The organism is Myxococcales bacterium (assembly GCA_016712525.1).
Classification (GTDB): domain Bacteria; phylum Myxococcota_A; class Polyangia; order Polyangiales; family Polyangiaceae; genus JAAFHV01.
The window spans coordinates 286,695-309,155 of the sequence record JADJQX010000007.1 but is presented as its reverse complement, the minus strand read 5'-3'; the positions used below and the strand labels follow the sequence as shown (position 1 = coordinate 309,155).

The window sequence follows — 22,461 nt, the reverse complement described above, 5'->3', positions numbered from 1 at the left end:
TTTTCTCGTTGCCTCGATGCTCGCCCGGCGTACCGTTTCTCTTCGACGAAGGACCCGGGGGGTCGAAGGAGACCGCGTGGCCAGTCGTTCAACCCGCATTTCGATCGTAGAGAAGTCCCTCCAGGACATCTTCGAGCGCATTTTGGAGCTGCCCCAACCCGCCGCCCAGGAGCTCCACCAGAAGGCACGGCAGGTCGCCTTCGCGGTCGCACGGTGGACGACGACGCCACCCTCGCGGGAAGAGCGCGAGAAGGCCCTGAACGACGTGCTCGCGCTGAACGTCGAGGTGATGGCCGCGAGCCGTAGGGCGCGCGGGGCCTGACCGTGCCGAGGCCGCCTCGGGTCTCACGGAGGCATTTGCTCTCGGGCGCGCTCGGGGCCTTGGCGGCGGGCTGCGTCGGTCCTCGAGGGGACGTGCGGCCCGCGGCGAGAGCGCGCACCGCCGCGGGCTTCTCTCCCCGCGCCGTTCAATCGGGAGACGTCGACGCGAGCTCGGCCGTCCTCTGGGCGCGCGCCGAGCCCGAGAGCGCCGGAGAGCGCCTCGTGGTCGACGTCACGACCGCGAGCGACCCTTCGTTCGCGCGGGCGAAGAGGTTTTTCGGGCCGGTCGCCGGCCCGGAGCGGGACTTCACCGCGCAGGTGCTCTGCGACGGCCTGCCGAGCGGCGAGAAGCTCCGTTTCCGCGCGACGTTCGGAGAGTCGAGCCGCGCGTACACGTTCGGAGCGACCCGCACCGCCCCTCCCCCGACGCTCGACCGAGAGATTCGCTTCGCGTGGTCCGGCGACACGGTCGGCCAGGGCTTCGGCATCGACGTCACGCGCGGCGGGCTCGCGAGCTACCGCGCCGTCCATGCCGCGGAGCCCGAGCTCTTCGTGCACGCAGGCGATCTCATCTACGCCGACGGCCCCCTGTCCCCGGAGGTCCCCCTCCCGGACGGCACCGTGTGGAAGAACCTGGTCACCCCAGGAAAGTCCCATGTCGCCGAATCTCTTCAAGATTTTCGCGACGCGTTCGCCTACCCCTTTTTGTGCGAGAACGTGCGCAAGCTCGCCGCGGACGTGCCCCTCTTCGCGATTTGGGACGACCACGAGGTCTGGAACGACTTCTGGCCCGGCCAGCGCGGCACCGACGAGCGCTACACCGAGCGCGACGCGAGCGTCCTCATGGCTCGCGCCTCCCGGGCCATGCACGAGCACGTCCCCTTCCGGCCGAGCCCCGCGCTCTACCGGAGCGTCGTGTGGGGACCGGGCGCCGAGCTCTTCTTCCTCGACGGGCGAAGCTACAGGAGCCCCGACGGCCCGAACGACGAGCCCGAGGGCTCCGCGTTCTTCGGTGAGGCGCAGCTCGGCTGGCTCATCGACCGCCTCACGCGCTCGAGGTCCACGTGGAAGATCGTGACGACCGACATGCCCATCGGGCTCGTCCTCCCGCACGACTACGGGCCCGGGGGCGTGCCGCGCACCTTCGACGGCATAGGCCAAGGCGACGGGCCCCCGCGAGGGCGTGAGAAGGAGATCGCGCGCCTGCTCTCGGCGCTCCGGGCGGCCGGCGTGAAGAACCTGCTCTTTCTCACGGCCGACGTGCACTACGCGGCGCTCCATCGCTTCGACCCGGCCCACGCCGCCCACACCGATTTCTACCCGTTCCACGAGTGCATCGCGGGCCCCCTTCACGCGAAGAGCTTCCCCCCGAAGGCCAAGGACGGCACGTTCGGGCCCGAGGTGCTCTTTCGGGTCGAGGAGCCCGAGACCTCCGGCTCGGGGCCATGGGCGGGGCGGCAGAGCTTCGGCCTCGTCACGATCGCCCGAGGGTCGCACGCCCTCACGGTCACCTTCGTTTCGGGGACGGGAAAGGTCCTCCACGAGCACACGATCGTTCCGTCCCCCGGCGGCTGAAGCGCCGAGGGCGGATCTCCTTTACTCGGCGGCACGAGGCCGGCTAAGCCGCGCCCATGAGCATGAGCGGTCCGCCCGTCGTCCTCGGTCTCCCCATCTCGCTCGAGTCGCTCGAGGAGGTGGCCCGTCGTGGGCGCGCCGTCACGGTCGACCCCGAGGCCCGGAAGAAGGTCGAGGCCTCCCGCGCCGCCATCGACGAGATCACCGCCGCCGGAGACGCCGCGCGCAACGTGTACGGCGTCAACACCGGCTTCGGGGCGCTCTCCGAGACGCGCATCTCGGCGACCGACGTACGCGCCCTCCAGCAGAACCTCGTGCGCTCCCACGCGACCGGCATCGGCGAGGACCTGCCCACCCCCGAGGTGCGCGGCATCATGCTGCTCCGCGCCCAGGTGCTCGCCCTCGGGCACTCCGGCGTGCGCCCGCTCGTGCTCGACACCCTCGTCGAGATGCTGAACCGCGGCGTGACACCGCGCATCCCCGCGCAGGGGTCGGTCGGCGCCTCCGGAGACCTCGCGCCTCTCGCACACCTCTCCCTCGTGCTCATCGGAGAGGGCGAGGCCCGCGTGGGCGAAGGCCCCCTCGTGTCGGGGGCCGAGGCCATGAAATCATGTGGGATTTCGCCGATCGAGCTCGAGGCGAAAGAGGGCCTCGCGCTCATCAATGGCACCCAGTACATGGCCTCCCTCGGCACGCTCGCGCTCCTCGACGCCGAGCGGCTCGCGACAGCCGCCGACATCGCCGGCTCGGTGAGCCTCGAGGCCCTCAAGGGGTCGACGACGCCGTTCGACGAGCGCCTCCACTTCGCCCGTCCTCACCCCGGCCAAGCCGTCGTGTCGAAGAACCTGCGCGCCCTCCTCGCCGACAGCGAGATCGCCGCGTCCCACAAAGACTGCGGCAAGGTCCAAGACGCCTACTCGCTGCGCTGCATGCCCCAAGTGCACGGGGCCACGCGCGACGCCCTCGGGTGGGTCCGCGGGGTGCTCGAGCGTGAGGTGAGCTCGGTGACCGACAACCCGAGCGTGTTCCTCGGCCGCGACGGGACCGAGATCCTGAGCGGCGGCAACTTCCACGGGCAGCCCCTCGCCCTCGCGCTCGACCTCGTGGCCATGGCCGTGGCCGAGCTCGGCAACATCAGCGAGCGGCGCGTCGAGCAGCTCGTGAACCCGGCGCTCTCCACGGGCCTCACGCCCTTCCTCGCGGCCGGCTCGGGCCTCCACTCGGGCTTCATGATCGCGCAAGTGGCGGCGGCGTCCCTCGTGAGCGAGAACAAGGTGCTCTGCCACCCCGCGAGCGTCGACAGCATCCCCTCTTCCGCCGGCAAAGAAGACCACGTGAGCATGGGCAGCGTCAGCGCGCGCAAGCTCGCGATGGTCGTCAAGAACACCCGCAACACGCTCGCCATCGAGCTCATGACGGCGGCCGCAGGGGTCGATCAGCGCGCCCCGCTCCGCCCGAGCCGAGGTGTGCGCGCCGCCCTCGCCACGATTCGAAAGGTCGTCGCCCCGATGACGGGCGACCGGCCGCTCTACCGTGACATCGAGGCCGTCGCCGAGCTCGTCGCGAGCGGAGCCCTTGCCGACGAGGCCTGCGCGGCCGTCGGCCACCTGGCCTGAAGGGCGGCCTCGCCGGTCCCTCGCTGAGCGCACCTCTCCTCAGAGGTGGGAAACACCACGCCGATCCCTTGACGCGGGGGGTCGGCGACGGGTGTCACACGGGCCACGGGTGCCCGTCTACATACGCAACACCTTTGAATCATTGCGAAAAGCCATGACGCTTCGCAACAAAGGTGTACGACGATTTACAAGTCCATGACAACTCCCGGGGGGGCGAGTGCTTTGGTTCCTGCCATGCACGTCGCCTTGTGTGTCGCCTACTTCACCGTCCTGGGCCTCTTGTCGATGTACGGCCTCCACAGGTCGCACCTCGTCATCACGTGCCTTCGCCTCGCGAAGAAGCTCCGCGCCATGAAGGCCGGGGTCCCGTCGCTGCCGGAGCGCCCGTCCGCCGACGGCCTCCCCGCGGTGACGGTGCAGCTCCCGCTCTACAACGAGGCCACCGTCGCCACGCGCCTCCTCGACGCCGTCGCCACGCTCGACTACCCGCGCGAGCTGCTCGAGGTCCAAGTCCTCGACGACTCGACCGACGAGACCCGCATGCTCGTCATCGACCACGTCCGCAAGCTCGCCGAAGGTGGGCTCGACATCCGCTACATCCACCGTGTCGATCGCACGGGCTACAAGGCCGGCGCGCTCGACGCGGGCCTCACGGTCGCGAAGGGCGAGCTCATCGCGATCTTCGACGCCGACTTCATCCCCCAGCCCGACTTCCTCCGCGCCCTCGTCCCGCACTTCGTCGCCGATCCGAAGGTCGGCATGGTGCAGGCCCGCTGGGGTCACCTGAACCGCGAGGTGTCGCTCCTCACGCGCGTCCAGGCCCTCATGCTCGACGGCCACCACCTCGTCGAGAACCGCGCGCGCGCGGCCGCCGGCTGGCTCTTCAACTTCTCGGGTACCGGCGGTATGTGGCGCCGCGAGGCCATCAAGGACGCGGGCGGCTGGGAGCACGACACGCTCACCGAGGACCTCGACCTGAGCTACCGCGCCCAGATGGCCGGCTGGAAGTTCGGCTACCGCGAGGACGTGGTCACCCCCGCCGAGCTCCCCGAGGACGTGAGCGCCTTCCGCGCGCAGCAGTTCCGCTGGGCCAAGGGCACGGTGCAGACCTCGCGCAAGCTCATGAAGCGGCTCCTCACGGCCTCGCACCTCACGGTGATGCAGCGCATCGAGGGCTTCTTCCACATGACGCCGCACTTCGCGTACCCGCTCATGGTGCTCCTCAGCGTGCTCCTCTTGCCCGCGCTGCTCCTCATGCCCGCGACCGACGTTCGCACCATGTTCCTCATCGACCTCCCGCTCTGCATCGGCACGACCGGGTCGCTCGCGGCGTTCTACGCGATGGCGATGTCGGCCCAGGGCCGCTCGCGTCGCGAGGCGCTGAAGAGCCTCCCCGCCCTGCTCGCGCTCGGCTGCGGTCTCGCGCCCCACCTCACGAAGGCCGTCTTCGAGGGTCTCCGCTCGATGGCGGGCGAGTTCGTGCGCACGCCCAAGGCGGGCGACCTCGTGAAGGCCGGCCAGCGCTACCACGCCCGCGCCGACCTCCCGATGACCGAGCTCGTGCTCTCGGCCTACAGCCTCGTGTCGGTGCTCGCCTCGCTCCACACCGGCCACTGGTTCGCGATGCCCTTCGCGATGCTCTTCACCTTCGGGTACGGCTACGTCGCGCTGCTCGTCGCCACCGAGCAGGCCGCACGCCGCCGCGCCGCCCTCGCCGCGTACGAGGCCGGCATGATGCCCGCTTCGCTCGAGAGCGTCCCGCCGCCCGCCGCCTCGCAGGAAGAGCTCGCGGCCTGAGCGCCCGTTCCCCGGGCCTGCCCTCCGCACGCCGAGCGCGCGCGCGAGTGGCAGGCCCGACGTGTTTCGAACGCAGCGGCGCGACGTCACGCGGACCGTTTCGAATTTCGTAAGCCACCGAATTATGACGAAGAAATCGAATTTTGGGGCTTGGCGCCGTCGGAGAAAAGTGCCTTAATCCTGGGGTGTTACCCGGGGTGGTCCGTCTTCGTGACCGCCCCTCAGCACCGCCCGGCCGCGTGGCGGGGCAAGGAGGGGGCTATCATGACGAAAGCCGAAATCGTCCAAGCGCTGTACGCCAAGGTGGGTGGGTTCTCGAGGAAAGAGTCCGCCGATATGGTCGATCTCGTCTTCGAGATGATGAAAGAGACCTTGGGGCGCGGCGAGAAGATCAAGGTCAGCGGGTTCGGGAACTTCGTCCTCCGCGACAAGCGCCAGCGCCCAGGTCGGAACCCGCAGACCGGCGACCCGATCAAGATCAGCGAGCGCCGCGTGCTCACCTTCAAGGCGAGCCAAATCTTGAAGCTTGCGTTGAACGCCCGCGAGGGCGAGGCACCGGCGACCACGGCGACCGGCGGCTGAGCATGGGGGCCCGCGCGCGCCTTCCGCGAACGCATCGTCCGTTTCCGGCGCGTCCCCGCGTACGTGATGCGAGGCGCCCCGCGTGAGCCTGAAGGGTCGTGGGCCCGTGTCTTCGGCGTCGAGCGGCACCTTGCCGTCGAAGCTCTATTTTCGCATCGGTGAGGTCGCCGGGCTCGTCGGCGTCGAGCCTCACGTGCTCCGCTATTGGGAGCGAGAGTTTCGCGCGATCCGCCCGACGAAGAGCGCCAAAGGCCAGCGCGTCTACTCCCGAAAGGACGTGGAGAACCTCCTCCGCGTGCGATCCCTCCTCTACGAAGAGGGCTTCACGATCGCCGGCGCGAAGAAGAAGCTCGGCCGAAACGACGAGACGTCCGACGCCCCCGACAGTGAGCTCCGTGTCTCGGGCGTCACCGAGGTGTCCGCGTCGCCCGTCGCCGGGCCCAGCGTCGAGCCAGAGCCCACCCCGACCTCGGGGATGGACCTCCGGCACGACCGTATGACCGAGACCCGCACCTCCCTCCTCGGCCTTCGCGCCGAGCTCGAGGAGCTGCTCGCGTCGCTCGACGAAGGGTAGTGATGCTCCGCGACGTCGACCGACGCGCGCCCGATCGAGCGCGCTCGGCTCGCTCTCGGGGTGCGACCGTGGCGCTCGTCCTCGCGGGGCTCTTCGCGTCTTTCGGCCGAGCCCACGCCGAGCCCGAGGTGCGCATCGTCGCGACCCACGGCCCACCGTGGTCGTTGCCCGCCCCGGACCTTCGCCACGCCTCTCCCCCCGCCGAGGTGGTGGCGTACGAGGCCTATGGCGACGCAACAGCGGGGCTCGTGGCCGCCTGCGTGGAGGTGTCGGCCTCGGCGGGCTGGGTCGACGAGGCCGAGCCCATCGTGTTCGAGAGGCTCGCCGGGCTCGCGACGAGCACGCTTCTCCGCGCGCGCGGAGCCCCACCCCGGTGGGAGGAGACCCCTGCTCGGCCCACGTTACCCCACACACGCCGGCACGAGCTCCGCGCCCGGGACGGAGACACCTCGGAGGCCTCGCTCTTCCTCGGGTTTCGGGGTGAACGAGGCGCCATCGGCGTCGGGTGCTTCGCCGTGAGCTTCGGGGAAGGCTTCGCGGCACGCGCCACCCGGTTCGAGGGTCCGTTCGTCGCGGAGCCCGCTCCCTCCCTGCCCCTCCGCGGCGTCGTGGGGTCGGCCAAAAATCCGCGCGAAACCACGCTCGTGATGGTCGTCGTGGCCACGTTGGCCGGCGCGCTCTACGTGCGGCGGCGGCCGAGGCCGAAGGTCACCTGACGCATTCCTTCGTTCCGCACGGCGAGACCCATGTTAGAAGGCCCTCGCGATGCAGATCCGCGCATCTTATCCGCTACTTCTTGCCGCCGTGCTCGGCGGGCTCACCACCACGGCGGCCCGATCCGCCCACGCCCAGACGGTGGGAGGCCCTTCGTTGCCCGAACCGCGCGGCAACCTGATGCCGGAGGCCAAGACCACCTCGGGGGCGCCGCCCGAGGCCGCGCCCGACCCAGCCCAAGACCAGCGTAAGCTCGTCGCGCAGGGTGAGGCCCGCCCCGACGAGAGCGCCATCACGGGCAACCCGTCCACCATCTTCGCCGACGACTGGTGGGGGCGGACGCGCCCGGTGCTCGAGCTGCACGGCTACTTCCGCACGCGCGGCGAGCTCTTCCACAACTTCGCCCTCGGCCGCTTCAACGACCCGAGCGACGAGAAGAACCTGTGGGCCCACCCGCTCGATCACTCGTACTCCACGCAGAACGGCACCCCCCGTGACGTGAAGCTCTGCGGCGCCGCCGGCAACGAGCTCTGCGCCGACAAGACCCAGTCGGGCGCCAACATGAGGCTCCGCCTCAACCCGGAGATCCACATCTCCGACAACCTGCGCATCCTCTCGCAGGTCGACTTCCTCAACAACGTCGTGCTCGGGTCCACCCCCGACGCGTACGCCATGTCGCCGAGCGGCACCGGCAGCTCCGGGTACCGCCCCGCCGCGAACGGCGTGAACGGCTACGCCCCGCTCAGCGCCTTCAGCACGTCGCAGAGCGTGCCCACCGCCGGCATCAACGGCTACAAAAACTCGATCGACGTGCAGCGCGCGTGGGCCGAGTACGTCTCGCCCGTCGGTCAGCTCCGCTTCGGCCGCATGCCGCTCCACTGGGGCATGGGCATGCTCGTCAACTCGGGCGACCGCATCGACGACGACTACCAGACGAACTCCGACCGCATCATGTTCGTGTCGGGCATCAAGAGCCTCGACCTCTACTTCGGCGGCTCGTGGGACTTCGTCTCGACCGGGCCCACGAACGCGAGCCCCTTCGACGCGGGCGGAGGCCAGCCCTACAACACGGCGAACCTCACGAACGTCGGCCAGTGGTCGGCGGTCGTCGCGCACCGCACGAACCCCGAGCTGCAGCGCCTCAAGCTCGCCAAGGGCGACATCGTCGTCAACGGCGGCCTCTTCGCGATGTACCGCAAGCAGTACCTCGACGTGACCGCGACCGAGAACCCGCTCACGGCGGACACGGCGCCCACGTCGGTGAACCGTGGCCTCGAGCGCCGCGACGCCTCCGCGTTCATCCCCGACGCCTGGCTCCAGGTACTCTACCGCAAGTTCCGCTTCGAGGCCGAGTTCGCCTCGGTGCTCGGCTCGATCGGCAACAGCCCCGCGAAGAACAACCTGAGCGATCCGATCGGCATTCGCCAGTTCGGTCTCTCGACGCAGACCGAGTACAAGGCCATCGAGGACAAGCTCCGCGTGGGCTTCGGCTTCGGGTGGGCGAGCGGCGACGGAAACGTCGAGGGGCTCGCGCCGGGCGCCAACGGCCTCCAGAAGCGCCTCGCGGACGGCCCGATCTCGACGTTCCGGTTCCACCCGGCCTACTACGTCGACTACATCTTCCACCGCCGCATCCTGTCGCGCGTGCAGGGCACGTACTACTTCCGCCCGTCGGTCGAGTACGACTTCCTCCGCAACCCGAACGGCCAGAAGCTCGGCGGCGGCGCGGCCATCGTGTGGACCCGCGCGAGCGAGTTCATGCAGACCCCGGGCAACAAGCGCGACCTCGGTATCGAGCTCGACCTCCAGGTCTACTACCAGGCCAAAGACGGCACGCTGAACGACGAGCCCTCCAAGATGGGCGGCTTCTACTCGGCGCTCCAGTACGGCGTGTTCTTCCCGCTCGGAGGTCTCTCGTACCTCCCGGGCGAGCAGACCAACATGCAGACCGCGCTCACCAACGCGGCGAACGGCCAGGCCCCCGACCTGAGCCTCTCCACGGCCCAGACCGTGCGCCTCATCCTCGGCGTCATGTTCTGACGCGACGGGCCCGCAGGCCTCCAAGCTGTCGGAAAGGCTGTCGATTTTGGCGGCGTCTCCCTCTCGGGGGGGCGCCGTCAGTCGTTCTTGGCGCCGTTCTTGACCCAGGCCTCGATGCGCGCGAGGGCGGCCTCGTCGAACACGAAGGTCGAGCCATCCGGCATACGCCCGCTGCCGTCCGCCTTGCGGAGCAAGCGGTAGAGAGTCGACGCACGAAAGGTGGGCTCGTTCGTGGCGATGGCCGCGGCGCTCGCAGCACACGCGGCCTGGTCGACGCTGCACGTGAACGCGAACGCGCCTCCGCCGCCTGGCGCGTGGCAGGTCGAGCCCGCGCACGAGGCCGGCGCGCCAGGCCCGAAGAAATCGCGGTAGAGCGCGCGGAACGACGTGAGCGGCACGTTGGGATCGATCGGGGTCACCGGCGGGGGCGGCGTCGGATCGAAACGCGGGGTCCCGCCGACGGCCTCGTCGGTCGAGGCTACGGCGCACGCGGTGGCAAGGAATCCGACCAGACCCAAGACGAGCACACGTTTCATGCGGGGCGGAAGCCTACCACACGCCTCGCGCCCCGAGAGCCGCAGGCGGAGGGAGCCAGGCCAACCGCAACCTCCCGCGCGCGGCGACATTTGCTAGTCTCCCTCTCTCCGGGAACCGCAGATGCCCAAGATCCTCATCGTCGACGACCAGCGAAACATGCGCACGACGCTCGCCATGATGCTCCGTGGCGCGGGCTACGAGGTCGAAGAGGCCTCGGACGGCGAGCAGGGCAGCACACGCGGCGCGACCGAGGCGTTCGACGTCGTGCTGACCGACCTTCGCATGGGCGCAAAAGACGGGATCGACGTGCTCCGCGCGGTGAAAGAGGCGCACGCCCTCACCGAGGTCATCATGATGACCGCCTACGGCACGATCGAGAGCGCCGTGGACGCCATGCGCCTCGGCGCGTTCGACTACATCCAGAAGCCCTTCACCGAGCAGGAGCTGCTCGTGAAGGTCGGCAAGGCGGTCGAGAGCCGGAGGCTCGCCGGCGAGGTCGCCCTCCTCACGCGCGAGTTCCAGGATCGCTACAAATTCGAGAACATCGTGGGCCGCTCGGCCGCCATCCGTGACGTCCTCGGCCGCATCGTGCGCGTCGCCCCCACCGACACGATCGTCCTCATCACGGGCGAGAGCGGCACCGGCAAAGAGCTCGTGGCGAAGGCGATCCACGCGAACTCGAAGCGAACGAACAGGCCGTTCGTCCCGGTCAACTGCGCCGCCATCACGGAGACGCTGCTCGAGAGCGAGCTCTTCGGCCACGCACGCGGCTCGTTCACCGGCGCCGTGAGCGCGCGCAAGGGCCTCTTCGAAGAGGCCGACGGGGGCACGTTCTTCTTCGACGAGATCGGCGAGACCCCCCTCGCCTTCCAAGCCAAGCTCCTCCGCGTGATCCAAGAGAACGAGGTGCGGCGCGTCGGCGAGAACAAGGCCATCAAGGTCGACGTGCGCATCATCGCCGCGACGAACCAGGATCTCTTGCCCGCGATCGCCGAGAAGCGCTTCCGACAAGACCTCTACTACCGCCTCAACGTCGCGCGGTTCCAGCTCCCTCCGATGCGCGAGCGCATGGAGGACCTGCCGGAGCTCCTCGGCCACTTCATTGCAAAGTACAACAAGAAGATGGGCGTACGAGCGCGGTTCGACGACCGCGTCATCGAGTCGCTCCAGCAGTACGCGTTCCCCGGCAACGTGCGCGAGCTCGAGCACATGGTCGAGCAGGCCGTGGCCCTCGTGCAAGACGGCGTCATCCACCCCGAGGACCTCCTGCCGCACGCGAACGCGCCGCAGGCTCCCCCGAGGCCGAAGGGGGCCGGGCGCACCCTCGCCGAGACGGTCGACGCGGCCGAGCGCGGGGCGATCGAAGAGGCCCTCCGGGACGCCGACGGCAACCGCGAGCGCGCGGCCGAGCTCTTGGGCATCTCGCCGACCACCTTGTGGCGCAAGATGACCCGCCTCAACGTGAGCTTCGAAACGCGCGCGTGACGTCCGCGCCGCGAGCCCGAATACGCCGCGGTTGACACGCCGCTCGGCCCGGTGGTTAACACCCGGTCTCCGCGCGGCGGCGCGAGCCCTCGCGGCCAAGGCGCCCTACGACGACCCTCTGCCATGCGAATCGACGCGTTCGACTACGAGCTCCCCGAAGAGCTCATCGCGACGAGCCCTCCCGAAGAGCGCGACGGCGCGCGCCTCCTCGTCTTGGAGCCACTCGACCGGCCGACGGAGGGCTCACGCGACCTCCTCGAGGCCGGCGTGCGCGACCTCGCGACCTTCGTCCCCGAGGGGTCGCTCGTCGTCGTGAACGACACCCGCGTCGTCAAGGCGCGCCTCCTCGGACACAAAGCCGGCTCGGGTGGCAAGGCCGAGATCTTCCTCGTCCAGAAGCACCCCGACGGCGGGTACCTCGCGCTCGGCAAGGCCTCGAAGTCCCTGCGCGAAGGCACCGTCATCGACTGCGGGGAGCTCCGCGTCGAGGTCATGGGTCGTGATCCGGTCCGTAACCTCCTCCGCGTGGCGCTCACGGCGAGCGGGCCCGGCACGATCGACGACGCCATCCGCCGCGTGGGCCAGGTCCCGCTCCCGCCCTACATCAAGCGCGCGCCGAACGCCGAGGACGACGAGCGCTACCAGACCGTGTTCGCGCGGGAAGAGGGCGCGGTCGCCGCACCGACGGCGGGCCTGCACCTCACGAAGGCGCTCCTCGCGCGCCTCGAGCAGAAGGGCGTGCGCCTCGCGAGCGTCACGCTCCACGTCGGGCTCGGCACCTTCGCTCCGGTCACCGTCGACGACCTCGACGATCATCCTATGCACTCGGAACTGTTCACGATTTCAAAAGAGACCGTGCGCGCCGTGGCCGCGGCTCGCGAGCGCTCGGCGCCGGTGGTCGCGATCGGCACGACGGTCGTGCGCGCCCTCGAGAGCGCACGCTGCCCGGATCGGCCGGGGCACGTCCGCGCCGTCTCGGGAGAAGAGACGAGGCTCCTCGTTCAACCCGGCTACGCCTTCTCGGTCGTCGACCGCCTCCTCACGAACTTCCACCTCCCCAAGTCGACGCTGCTCGCGCTCGTCTCGGCGTTCGGTGGGCACGCGCGCGTGATGGCGGCCTACCGCCACGCCGTGCGCACCAAGATGCGCTTTTTTTCCTACGGAGACGCCATGTTCCTTTCGCGCGTGGGAGCCTCGTGAGGCCCCGGACCCCAGGGTTCTCGTTCGACGTCCACGCGAGCGACGGGCACGCGCGCGCCGCCACCCTCACGACCCCGCACGCCGTCGTGGAGACGCCGACCTTCATGCCCGTCGGCACCCAAGGCTCGGTGAAGACGCTCACGCCCCAAGAGGTGGCGAGCACCGGCGCCAAGATCGTGCTCGGCAACACCTACCACCTCTGGCTCCGCCCCGGCCCCGAGGCGATCGCGGCCCACGGAGGCCTTCACGGCTTCACCCGCTGGCCTCACGCGATGCTCACCGACTCGGGGGGCTTCCAGGCGTTCTCGCTCGCGCAGGCAAGAAAGGGAGACGGCAGCGAAAAGGGCGAGCGCCCCAAGAGCCTCGTGCTCCCCGACGAGGACGGGTTCACCTTCCGCTCGCACCTCGACGGCTCGAAGCACAGGCTCACGCCCGAGGTGGCCGTGCACGTCCAGGGGCGCATCGGGGCCGACATCCAAATGCAGCTCGACGTGTGCCCTCCTGGCGAGTCGCCGCGGGACCTCGTCGCGAAGGCCGTCGAGCGCACGACGGCGTGGGCGAAACGGGCGCTCGCCGCGCCGAGGCCCGAAGGTCAGGCGCTCTTCGGAATCGTGCAAGGTGCATGTTTCGCGGACCTGCGGCTCGCACACGCCGAGGCGCTCGGGGAGCTCCCGTTCGACGGGCTCGCGCTCGGAGGATTCTCGGTCGGCGAGCCCATCGCGAAGATGGTCGAGACGCTCCGCGAGGTCGCGCACAAGGTCGACCCGGAGCGGCCGCGGTACTTGATGGGTGTGGGGACGCCGCAGGATCTCCTCGAGGGGATCGCGGCGGGCATCGACATGTTCGACTGCGTGCTCCCCACGCGCAACGCGCGCAACGGCCAGGCCCTCACGCGGTTCGGCAAGGTGGTCATCAAGCAGGCCCGCTACAAAGACGACCTCGGCCCACTCGACCCGGAGTGCACCTGCCCGTGCTGCACGGGCGGCTACACGCGCGCCTACCTCCGCCACATCTACCTCGCCAAAGAGGTGCTCGTGCTGCGGCTCTTGTCCCAGCACAACCTCCACTTCTACGGCGAGCTCGTCCGCGAGGCGCGGCGGGCCATCGTGGCCGGCGTGTTCGAGAGCTTCAAGGCGCGCTGGCTCGCGCGCATGGCCGACGGGCAATCCTCATGAACTGTCCGATATCGTTCACATTTTCGACGGCGCGGTGACAAGGCCGAGAAAATGAGGGACCGTGTGCGCTCGCCGCCGACGGGCGCGCGGCCGAAGGTCCCGGGGGTGCACCGAGCATGAACGACGCGAAGAAACCTCTCGGGAAGATCCTGCTGAAGCGCAAGGTCGTCTCGGCCGCGGACCTCGAGCGAACCCTCGCCGAGTCGGCCGCCGGGATCGGGCCCTCGGCGGGCCTCCCGCTCGCGTCCCGCCTGCTCGCCCGTGGCCTCGTGCGTGAGGCCGACGCCCTACGGGGCCTCGCCGAGCAACTCGGCTTCCCCGCCGTCGATCTCGAGCGCATCGGGCTCCACACCTCGCACCTCGTGCTCGACGAGGGCTTCGCGAAGGCGAACAAAGCGCTCGTGCTCTTCGTCGACGACACACGAGCGCTCGTCGCCGTCGCGCACCCCGACGACCAGGCGATGCTCGCCACGATCGGCGAGAAGCTCTCGCGCGAGATCGTGCCCTACGTCGCGCTCACGCTCCCGCTCCACCGGGCCCTCGAGGAGGCCTACGCCGCGCGAAAGGCCGGAAAAGAAGAGTACTACGGGCGCCACGCGCGCACGGCCGAGAACCGCAGCACGCTCTTGGCGCTCGCGACGTATGTCCCGAAGGACCGCCCCGACGACGACGCCGCGGTGTTCACCGACGACGCCATCCGCGACGCCTCCGAGGGCGAGACAGCGTCCATGCGCGAGGTCGACGCGACCTCGGATGCCCCTCCGGAGAGCCCCCCGTCGGTCGACCTCGAGCGCCTCCTCACGACCGGCGCACGCGCGTTCCGCGAGGGCCGCCATACCGAAGGCATCGAGATGCTCGCGCGCGCGGCGAGGGCCCACCCGCGGAGCTTCCAGGCGGCCTACCAGCTCGGCCTCATGCTCGGTCAATCCGGCCGCGTGCACGAGGCACTCTCGCACGTCGAGCACGCGCTCACGCTCGACCCGAGCTCGTTCTCCGCCGCGAAAAACCTCGCCGTTTTGCAGGAGAAGGCCGGCTTTCGCGGGCGCGCCGTCGAAGCGTGGACCCTGGCCCGCGCGCTCGCCCCCGACGATGCGACCCGGACCCGCATCGAGAGCCACCTGGCCAAGCTCGCCGGGGGGTAACGAACCCACCTACACTGTAGGCGGCCGAAAAAGACACATCGGTCGCACATTTTTTCGATCCCATGCCACGCGGATCCGTCCTGACGGGGTATTCTCGGGAAGGACCATGTCGCGTCGCGCGGCAGAAGGCGGTGAGGCGTGAAGTTTCTCTGCGACCAGTGCAAGGCCAAGTACCAGATCGCCGACGACAAGGTCGCGGGGCGTACCGTCCGCATGAAGTGCCGCAAATGCGGCCACATGATCGAGGTCCGAGCCGAGGTCACCGAGTCGAGCGTCTCGCGGTTCCCGCCTGCCCCGGACGACGCGCCGCGCCCCGGAAGCCTGGCCACTTCGTTTTCCGCTGCGCGTCCGTCCCGGCATTCGCAGGCCCCTGGAGCGCTCGCCGGTGCCTTCCAGAAGAAGGTCCGCGACGACGACGACGACCAGACCGTGATGGCGCCCGCGGCGAGCTTCGACGCGAGCGTCACCGAGGAGTGGTACGCGGCGATCAACGGCGTCCCCGTCGGCCCGATGCGGCTCTCCGAGCTCCGCACGAAGGTCTCGGCAGGCGCCGTGAACGACGACACGTTGGTGTGGCAAGAGGGGTTCGAGGAGTGGCGTCCCGTCAAAACGATTACGCAGCTCGCCGCCATCGTGCGTGAGGCCGCCGCGCCGAAGCCCCTCACGGCGCCCCACACCCCCGCGCCGCCACGCGCGGCCATGAAACCGTCTCCCCAGGCCGCCGCGCGTCAGACGGCGCCCATCGGTCCGGCTCCCGCCGCGGTCGCCATGGCGCCAGCGCGCAGCAACGTCGTTCCCATTTCGCGCGGTGTCGGCGCGGGAGGCGGAGCGGCCGCCGTCGCCCTCGCCCCCGCCGCGGCGCTCGCGCCTTCCCCCGCGCCTGCACCCACGCCTTTCGCGGCTCCTGCGGCCGACCCGTTCGCGGGTCTCGATCCGTTCGCCGCGCCTTCCCCCGCGGCCGACCCGTTCGCGCCTCCCGCTGCGGCCCCCGCGCCCGTGGCGGATCCGTTCGCGATGCCAGGCGTCGTCGAGGCCCCTCGTCCCGCGCCCGTCGCGGCGCTCCCGCTCGAGCCACCTCCCCAGGAGCCGCGACAAGAGAAGAAGGGCCCGCCGCTCGTCTTTTTCGCGGTCGTCGCGCTCGCGGCGGCGTTCGGCGTCACGGCCGCGGTGCTCACCTTCAAGAAGGACGACAAGCCCACCGGGCCCGTCGCGTCCGTTGCACCCCCGCCCGCCACGGCGGCTCCGAGCGCGGCGGGCACGGCCGTCGAGGCCCCGGCTCCGACCGAGACGGCAGCCGTGCACGAGCCCGACGCGGGGCCCCAGAAGGTCGCCTCCGTCGGCGGCGGCGGTAAGGGACCTGCAGTCGCGGCGCCCGCCACGAGCAAGGGCGGTGGGGCCGTGGACCTCGGCGCTCTCGGCCTCTTGGGCGGCTCCGGGAACCACTCGGCCGGCGGCCCTTCGGGAGGTCCCGCGGGCCCTGGCGGCGGCACGGGCCAGGCCCTCGACGCGGCCTCGATCCAGAAGACCATCGGCACCTACAAAGCGGCCGTCAAACGCAAGTGCTGGGATGGCGCCGGAGAGGGAAAAACCCACGCGAACATCAACGTGACCGTGAACGTCGCGCCGAGCGGCCAGGTCACGTCGGCCTCCGCCACGGGCGACGATCCCGTCGTCGCGAAGTGCGTCGAGAACCACGTCCGCGGGTGGAAGTTCGACGGCGGCGGCTCCACGGTCATCCCGTTCCACTTCGTTCGCCAGTAGTCGTTTTTCTCGCAACGGACGGGCGCGTCGAGCCGACGTCGGGGCATGGCTCGCATGACCCCCGACGACAGCTCGTACCCTGCCGCGCTGAAGGCGCTCGCCTCGCCGCCCGACCTGACCACGTCACGTGACCTGCCCGTCGGGCCCACGGCCATCGCCATCGTGGGCACACGGGAACCGATCCCGGAGGCTCGAGAGCTCGCGTACGAGCTCGGGCGAGCCGTCGCCGCCGCGGGGGCGGTCGTCGTGTCCGGCGGGGCCGTGGGGATCGATCGCGCGGCCCACGAGGGAGCCCTCGCAGCCGATGGCGTGACGCTCGCGGTGGTGGGCACGGGCAAGGACCACGTGTTCCCCGCCGAGCACGCCGACCTCTACGAGCGCATCGCCGCCTCGCGAGGGGCCATGGTCTGGCCCTTCCCGGACGACCGAGGCCCGCGAACCGCCGGGTTCCTGCGCCGCAATGGCGTCCTCGTGGCCCTCTCGAGCGCCGTGGTGGTCGTGCAGGCGGGGAAGAGATCGGGCGCGCTGAACGCGGCCTCCTGGGCCCGCCGGCTCGGCCGAACGCTCTGGGTGGTGCCTCAGGCTCCGTGGGCTGCCGCGGGGTTCGAGGGGTCCCTCGGGGAGCTCGCGCGCGGCGCCCGCCCCTTCACGTCCATCGCCAAGCTCTTGCGGGCCGAGGGCATCGGCGAGGGCCGCTCCCAGCTCTCATTGCCCCTCGGAGCCCCGAAACCACCCCCGGCGGGCCTCTCGAGCGCCGAAATCGCCGTCCTTTCGGCCATGGGTCCGCGCCCCCGCCACCTCGACGACCTCGAGACCCTCTCCGGGCTCCCTCTGGCTGAGCTTCAAACGGCACTCTTGACGCTCACGTTGGAGAACGTAGTAGAAGAGGGCCCCCTGGGGTTTTTCAGTAGGACCGGAAAATGACCGACCCTCCTGCCCTTCGTCTCCGCCCGTAAACCGTCTGCGCCTCCGAGGAAGTATGGGGAAAACGCTCGTCGTCGTCGAATCGCCCGCCAAAGCGAAGACGATCAAGAAGTACCTCGGACCCGGTTACGAGGTCCTGGCCTCGAAGGGGCACATCAAGGATCTCCCGAAGAAGCTCGGCATCGACATCGAGAACGGCTTCAAGGAAACCTATGAAATCGTTCCGGGAAAAGAGAAAGTCCTCGCCGAGCTGAAGGGCGCCGCGAAGGACGCGGACGACGTGCTCCTCGCGACCGACCCCGATCGTGAAGGGGAGGCGATCGCCTGGCACCTCGCGGAGGAGCTCACCAAGGTCCCCGAGAAGGCCAAGCGCGTCGAGTTCCACGAGATCACCAAGAACGGTGTGCAGAAGGGCGTGTCGACCCCGCGCAAGCTCGACCGTGCCCTCTACGACGCCCAGCGCGCCCGTCGTGTGCTCGATCGTATCGTAGGTTACGACGTGTCGGCCCTCGTTTGGTCGAAGCTCGCCTTCGGCTTGTCGGCCGGCCGCGTCCAGAGCGTGGCGCTTCGGCTCATCGTCGACCGCGAGCGCGAGATCGAGGCCTTCAAGCCGGTCGAGTACTGGAACATCGGCGTCACGCTGTCCGACGCCGGCGCGAAGAAGCCCCAGCCGTTCTTCGCGCGGCTCGTCTCGAGGGACGGCGAGAAGCTCGAGGTCGGCGACGGCACGACCGCCGGGACGACGAAGGCCCACCTCGAGGGCGCGACGTACAAGGTCGCGAAGGTCACGACCTCGGAGCGCAAGCGCAAGGCGCCCGCCCCCTACTCGACGAGCAAGCTCCAGCAAGACGCCGTGAACCGCCTCGGCTTCGGGGCGAAGCGCACCATGCAGGTCGCGCAGAACCTCTACGAGGGCGTGGACCTCGGCAAAGACGGCGGCACGGTGGGCCTCATCACCTACATGCGTACCGACTCGACCCGCGTCTCGCCCGAGGCGCAGGCCGCGGCGCGCGAGTACGTCGTCGCGACGTACGGCAAGACGCACGTGCCCGCGCAAGCGAACGTGTTCAAGTCGAAGAAGAACACGCAGGACGCCCACGAGGCGATCCGCCCGACGACCCTCGAGCTTCCGCCCGACACGGTCAAAAAGCACCTGAAGGACGAGCAGTACAAGCTCTACAAGCTCATCTGGGATCGCTTCGTCGCGAGCCAAATGTCGGACGCCGTCTACGACCAGACGTCCGCCGAGATCGAAGCCTCGGGCAAGGGCGTGAAGTACGGCCTCCGCGTGGGCGGCCGCGCGCTCAAGTTCGGCGGCTGGCTCGACGTGTACGGCGCCGAGAAGAACCAAACGACCCAGGCCGGCGAGGACGACGAGGCCCAGAAGGCCGCGGCCCTCGAGGGCAAGCCCGCCCAAGACGACACGGCCGGCGAGGTGCCCCCGCTCAAACAAGGCGCGGCGCTCGCGCTCGTTTCGCCTCCGGGCGTGCTCGCCGAGCAGAAGTTCACCCAGCCGCCGCCGCGCTACAACGAGGGCTCGCTCGTGCGAGAGCTCGAGGAGCGTGGCATCGGCCGCCCGTCGACGTACGCCGAGATCATCAGCAAGGTCCAGGCGCGCGACTACGTCGAGAAGCTCGACAACCGCAGCTTCCGGCCGAGCACGCTCGGCAAGTACGTGGTCGATGGCCTCGTCAACAGCAAGCTCGACTTCATGGACCCCGCGTTCACGTCGAGCATGGAGCAAGAGCTCGACGAGGTCGAGGCTGGGACCGTCGAACGAACGACCCTGCTCAGCCGCTTCTATAAGCGCTTCCGTGACCAGCTCGACATCGGCAAAAAGTCGAAGCGCTGGAACCCGGAGCCCGAGCCCACGGGCGAGACGTGCGAGGTGTGCGGTCCGAACAGCGAGGACAAGAAGCTGAAGGCGCTCCCTCCCGGGGAAATGATGAAGCGCTGGTCGAAGAACGGCTGGTTCCTCGGCTGCTCGAACTACCCGAAGTGCAAGAGCACGCGCGACCTCGGGCCCGACGGCAAGGGCGCGCAGCCCGCACGCGAGAGCGGGGTCAACTGCGACAAGTGCGGCAAGCCGATGATCATTCGGAGCGGCCGCTACGGCGAGTTCCTGTCGTGCACGGGCTACCCCGAGTGCAAGAACGCGCGCCCCGTGCCGCTCGGTGTCCCCTGCCCCAAGTGCGGCGGCGATATCATCGAGGTTCGATCGAAGAAGAAGGGCGGAAAGACGTTCTTCGGCTGCTCGAACTACGCCAACGAGACGCTGAAGTGCGACTTCAAGCTCTGGCAGAAGCCGATCCCCGAAGCGTGCCCGGCGTGCGCGGCTCCGTACCTCCTCCAAGGAGGAAACAAGGCGAAGCCGCTCATCGTGTGCGGCAACAAAGAGTGTGGCTACAAGCGCGCCGTCGAGCTCGACGAGCCGCCGAGCGAGGCTCCTGCTCCTGCATGACGGGGCGCGAGAGGTGATGCCGAGGGGGCGCGCGCGGTAAGGGCGGCGCCCCCTTCGCACGTCCGGAACCGTCGACGCCGCCTCGGGGCCGAGAATCGGCATGCGGGAAATCGGCCTCGGCGTGCGCCAAGGCCGACATCAGGGGTCGTGTCGTGTGAAGTGCGCCCCTACTTGGCGGCTCGCTTGAAGACCGAGCCATCGAGCTTGACGCCACGTGCGCCCAGCTCCGACGCGGCCTTCGGGACGATGCCCGACGGCGAGAAGCTCGAGTCGGTCTCGTTGAAGGCGAAGACGTCGCGCGTCGAGAAACCCTTCGCGTCGGTCGACACCTCGGAGACGCGCAGCACCCGGCGACGGCCATCGGGAGACGAGCCCACCTCGACGAACGTGTCGAACGACTCGGCGACGAGCTCTCGAGCCGCCTCGGCGCCGAGCCCAGGCCGCTGGAGCACGAGCTGCGTCGCCAAGCGCGACAGACCATTTTTCAAGCTGCTCGCCGCGAAGCCCGCGACGAGCCCTTCGCACCCGTCCCCGATCGCGTCGAACATGGCGCCGATCGAGGGCCCTCCGACGCGCGGGAGCACGAGGCGATCGGGACGCGTGCGCGCCGCCGCAGCGACCCCGTCGTGCCCGCGGCGGAACGACGCGACCTGCGCTTGAGCGGACACGATCTCTTCGTTGTCCTCGGCGATCGCGACGCGCTCGTACGGCCCCGAGGCGTGCACGAACGCCGCCACGAACGACGGCAAATCGGCCGACGAAGGGCCGACGACGAGCGCGTTGAGCCTCCCCGCCACGACGGCCTCGAGGAACACGCACATGGGCCTCGAGAGCGTGTTTTGGCGGGCGAGGTGGTCGAACGAGACCTCGAGGGTGCGCTTCTTGCGCACCGAGATCACGGCGTTCTTCGACACGGGCGGGAGGACCCCGAGCACCATCGCGCCGTTCGGGAGCCTTCGCTCGACGACCGTCTCGTTTTCGCCGAGCGGCTGGGAGGCGAGCTCGCAGAGCCGGCGAAGCACGCGGACGACGCCCTCGTCGGACGAGAAGGCGCTCTCGGCTGCCGAGCTCGAGGAGCCGCGGGTGACGACGACACGGTCGTACCGCTGCGCGTGGATCTCGACGATGTCCTCGTCGTCGAGCATGGCGCCGATCGGCCCGAGACCGACGAGCTCCGAGACGAGATCGCGGGAGAGCGCCTCGCCGTCGACCCCGGCGAGCGCGCCTTCGGACATGAGCGCCTTGGCCTGTTCGCGCGCCACGGCCTCGACACGCTTGGCGAGGGCGTCGGGCACGCTGGCCGAGAGCTTCAAGGGCCCGAGGTCGATCGCCTGCGCGACGCGGCCCGCGAGGCTCGCGAGCGCCTCGGTCTTGGCCGAGTTGACGGGCGGAGGCGGAGCGACGCTCTTCGCGCGGTTCGGAGGCGGAATGGAAGCCTCACGGAGCGCGAGCGGGGCTTCGCGCGCGATCGTCTCCCGGGCGCCGGCTGGCACCGCGGGCGGCGCGTTCTCTCGCGGCGGGGGCATCGAGGGCTGAGCCGCTCGCGCAGGCGGAGGGGCTGCGGGCTCGGGCCGAGCAGGAGGCGTCGAGTTCCGACGCGCGGCGGGCGGAGGCTGTTGCGTAGGCGAAGGAGAGAGGCCTTGGGGCGCACCGGGCGCTTGGACCTCCGAGGGGAGCGGCGGCGGCCCACCGGCGGCGCCAGGACCTCGCAGCATTTGGGGCGCGAGCGGGGCCACCTGGTTCAGTGGCATCGTGTGCTGGCGCGGGGGTGGAGGCCCGCCGGCGGCCAGGCCCATCGGGCGCGGCTTGTGGATCTCGCTGTCGTCGGCCTCCTCGGCCTGCTGGACCACTGGGGCCTCACTGCGCCCCGGGACCGGCCTCGCGCCTGGGGGATGCGTGGAGGCCTTCAGCGTGACGGCCGGACCGTTGGCGGCCGGCCTCGGCATCGAGGGACCTTGCGGAGGCGGGGCCGGCGATGCCATCGGAGGGGCGAGCGGCGGAGGGTTCGGGTCCCGCTCACGCGCAAGCGTGCTCTCGTCGTGAGGGCCATCGGACGCGGGTGGCGGCGCTCCCGCCACGTCTTGCGCGCCCTCGAGGCGAATCACGAAGTCGCCGATGAAGATCTTGTCGCCCTCGCGGACCACGGTCGCCTGGGCGATCTTCTTCCCGTTGACGTAGGTGCCGTTGGTGCTCTTGAGGTCCGTGACGATGAAGCGGCCGTCCCGGAAGAGCAGCCGAGCGTGATGCTTCGAGACGTTGCCCTTCGGCAACATGAGGTCGTTGCCTTGGACACGACCTACGTTGATCTCGCTCTTGTCGTAGGCCTCGCGGCGCTCGGGGCCGCCCTTCTCGCTGATGATGATCGCGAACATGCGCCTCGTCTCGGGTCTTCGGGCACGAGCGCCGCGGCGCAGCGGGGCGGAAACCTGCCCCCGCACGCCGGCGGACTCTAGGGCGTATTGTCCTGTTCACGCACAACCCATGTCAATCTCGTCGACACGTTTCGTCGGCACGAACCGGTGCGCGGGCGCGACCGATGCCTCGACGATCCACCCCG

General features: G+C 69.9%; 17 protein-coding genes. 15 read left to right on the top strand and 2 right to left on the bottom strand.

All coding sequences use genetic code 11. The features are described from left to right. Positions 1–76 precede the first annotated feature (76 nt). The 8 genes from IPK71_18470 (at position 77) to IPK71_18435 (ending at position 9,219) form a co-directional block, all read left to right on the top strand. Positions 77–322 (top strand): hypothetical protein, encoded by a 246-nt coding sequence (locus IPK71_18470; protein MBK8215720.1) that lies wholly within the window; start codon positions 77–79, stop codon positions 320–322. A gap of 92 nt (positions 323–414) precedes the next feature. Then, on the top strand, positions 415–1,896 hold the full coding sequence (locus tag IPK71_18465) for an alkaline phosphatase D family protein (GenBank protein MBK8215719.1): 1,482 nt from the start codon (positions 415–417) through the stop codon (positions 1,894–1,896). A 62-nt stretch (positions 1,897–1,958) separates the two neighbouring features. Beyond that, a complete protein-coding gene (hutH, locus tag IPK71_18460) occupies positions 1,959–3,512 on the top strand; it encodes a histidine ammonia-lyase (GenBank protein ID MBK8215718.1) in 1,554 nt (517 codons plus the stop codon). A gap of 195 nt (positions 3,513–3,707) precedes the next feature. Further along, positions 3,708–5,309, top strand: coding sequence for a glycosyltransferase (locus IPK71_18455; protein MBK8215717.1), 1,602 nt, complete (start codon positions 3,708–3,710; stop codon positions 5,307–5,309). Between the two features lie 264 nt (positions 5,310–5,573). Next, complete coding sequence (locus IPK71_18450) at positions 5,574–5,891, top strand: integration host factor subunit alpha (protein ID MBK8215716.1); 318 nt, start codon at positions 5,574–5,576, stop codon at positions 5,889–5,891. Between the two features lie 106 nt (positions 5,892–5,997). Next, a complete protein-coding gene (locus tag IPK71_18445) occupies positions 5,998–6,465 on the top strand; it encodes a MerR family transcriptional regulator (GenBank protein MBK8215715.1) in 468 nt (155 codons plus the stop codon). Between the two features lie 68 nt (positions 6,466–6,533). Next, complete coding sequence (locus IPK71_18440) at positions 6,534–7,181, top strand: hypothetical protein (protein MBK8215714.1); 648 nt, start codon at positions 6,534–6,536, stop codon at positions 7,179–7,181. A 49-nt stretch (positions 7,182–7,230) separates the two neighbouring features. Continuing rightward, complete coding sequence (locus IPK71_18435; GenBank protein MBK8215713.1) at positions 7,231–9,219, top strand: TIGR04551 family protein; 1,989 nt, start codon at positions 7,231–7,233, stop codon at positions 9,217–9,219. Between the two features lie 77 nt (positions 9,220–9,296). Here the strand turns inward: IPK71_18435 and IPK71_18430 are convergent, their stop codons facing one another. Then, entirely contained in the window at positions 9,297–9,755 is a 459-nt protein-coding gene (locus IPK71_18430) for a hypothetical protein (protein MBK8215712.1), read from the bottom strand. 121 nt (positions 9,756–9,876) lie between these two features. Here IPK71_18430 and IPK71_18425 point away from each other — a divergent pair, with 121 nt between their 5' ends. The 7 genes from IPK71_18425 to topA all read left to right on the top strand — a co-directional run bounded on the left by IPK71_18425 (position 9,877) and on the right by topA (position 19,904). Further along, entirely contained in the window at positions 9,877–11,241 is a 1,365-nt protein-coding gene (locus IPK71_18425; GenBank protein MBK8215711.1) for a sigma-54-dependent Fis family transcriptional regulator, read from the top strand. 123 nt (positions 11,242–11,364) lie between these two features. After that, on the top strand, positions 11,365–12,441 hold the full coding sequence (gene queA, locus IPK71_18420; protein ID MBK8215710.1) for a tRNA preQ1(34) S-adenosylmethionine ribosyltransferase-isomerase QueA: 1,077 nt from the start codon (positions 11,365–11,367) through the stop codon (positions 12,439–12,441). Further along, positions 12,438–13,616, top strand: coding sequence for a tRNA guanosine(34) transglycosylase Tgt (gene tgt / locus IPK71_18415; protein ID MBK8215709.1), 1,179 nt, complete (start codon positions 12,438–12,440; stop codon positions 13,614–13,616). Before queA ends, tgt begins: the two co-directional genes overlap by 4 nt. Positions 13,617–13,732: 116 nt before the next feature. Further along, positions 13,733–14,758 (top strand): hypothetical protein, encoded by a 1,026-nt coding sequence (locus tag IPK71_18410; protein MBK8215708.1) that lies wholly within the window; start codon positions 13,733–13,735, stop codon positions 14,756–14,758. Positions 14,759–14,896: 138 nt separating this feature from the next. After that, positions 14,897–16,519: a zinc-ribbon domain-containing protein gene (locus IPK71_18405; protein ID MBK8215707.1), complete on the top strand. Its 1,623-nt coding sequence runs from the start codon at positions 14,897–14,899 to the stop codon at positions 16,517–16,519. A gap of 45 nt (positions 16,520–16,564) precedes the next feature. Continuing rightward, positions 16,565–17,443: a DNA-processing protein DprA gene (locus tag IPK71_18400; GenBank protein ID MBK8215706.1), complete on the top strand. Its 879-nt coding sequence runs from the start codon at positions 16,565–16,567 to the stop codon at positions 17,441–17,443. Between the two features lie 55 nt (positions 17,444–17,498). Beyond that, positions 17,499–19,904: a type I DNA topoisomerase gene (topA, locus tag IPK71_18395; GenBank protein ID MBK8215705.1), complete on the top strand. Its 2,406-nt coding sequence runs from the start codon at positions 17,499–17,501 to the stop codon at positions 19,902–19,904. 167 nt (positions 19,905–20,071) lie between these two features. Here the strand turns inward: topA and tadA are convergent, their stop codons facing one another. Beyond that, positions 20,072–22,276, bottom strand: a complete 2,205-nt coding sequence (gene tadA / locus IPK71_18390) for a Flp pilus assembly complex ATPase component TadA (GenBank protein ID MBK8215704.1) — start codon at positions 22,274–22,276, stop codon at positions 20,072–20,074. Positions 22,277–22,461 lie beyond the last annotated feature (185 nt).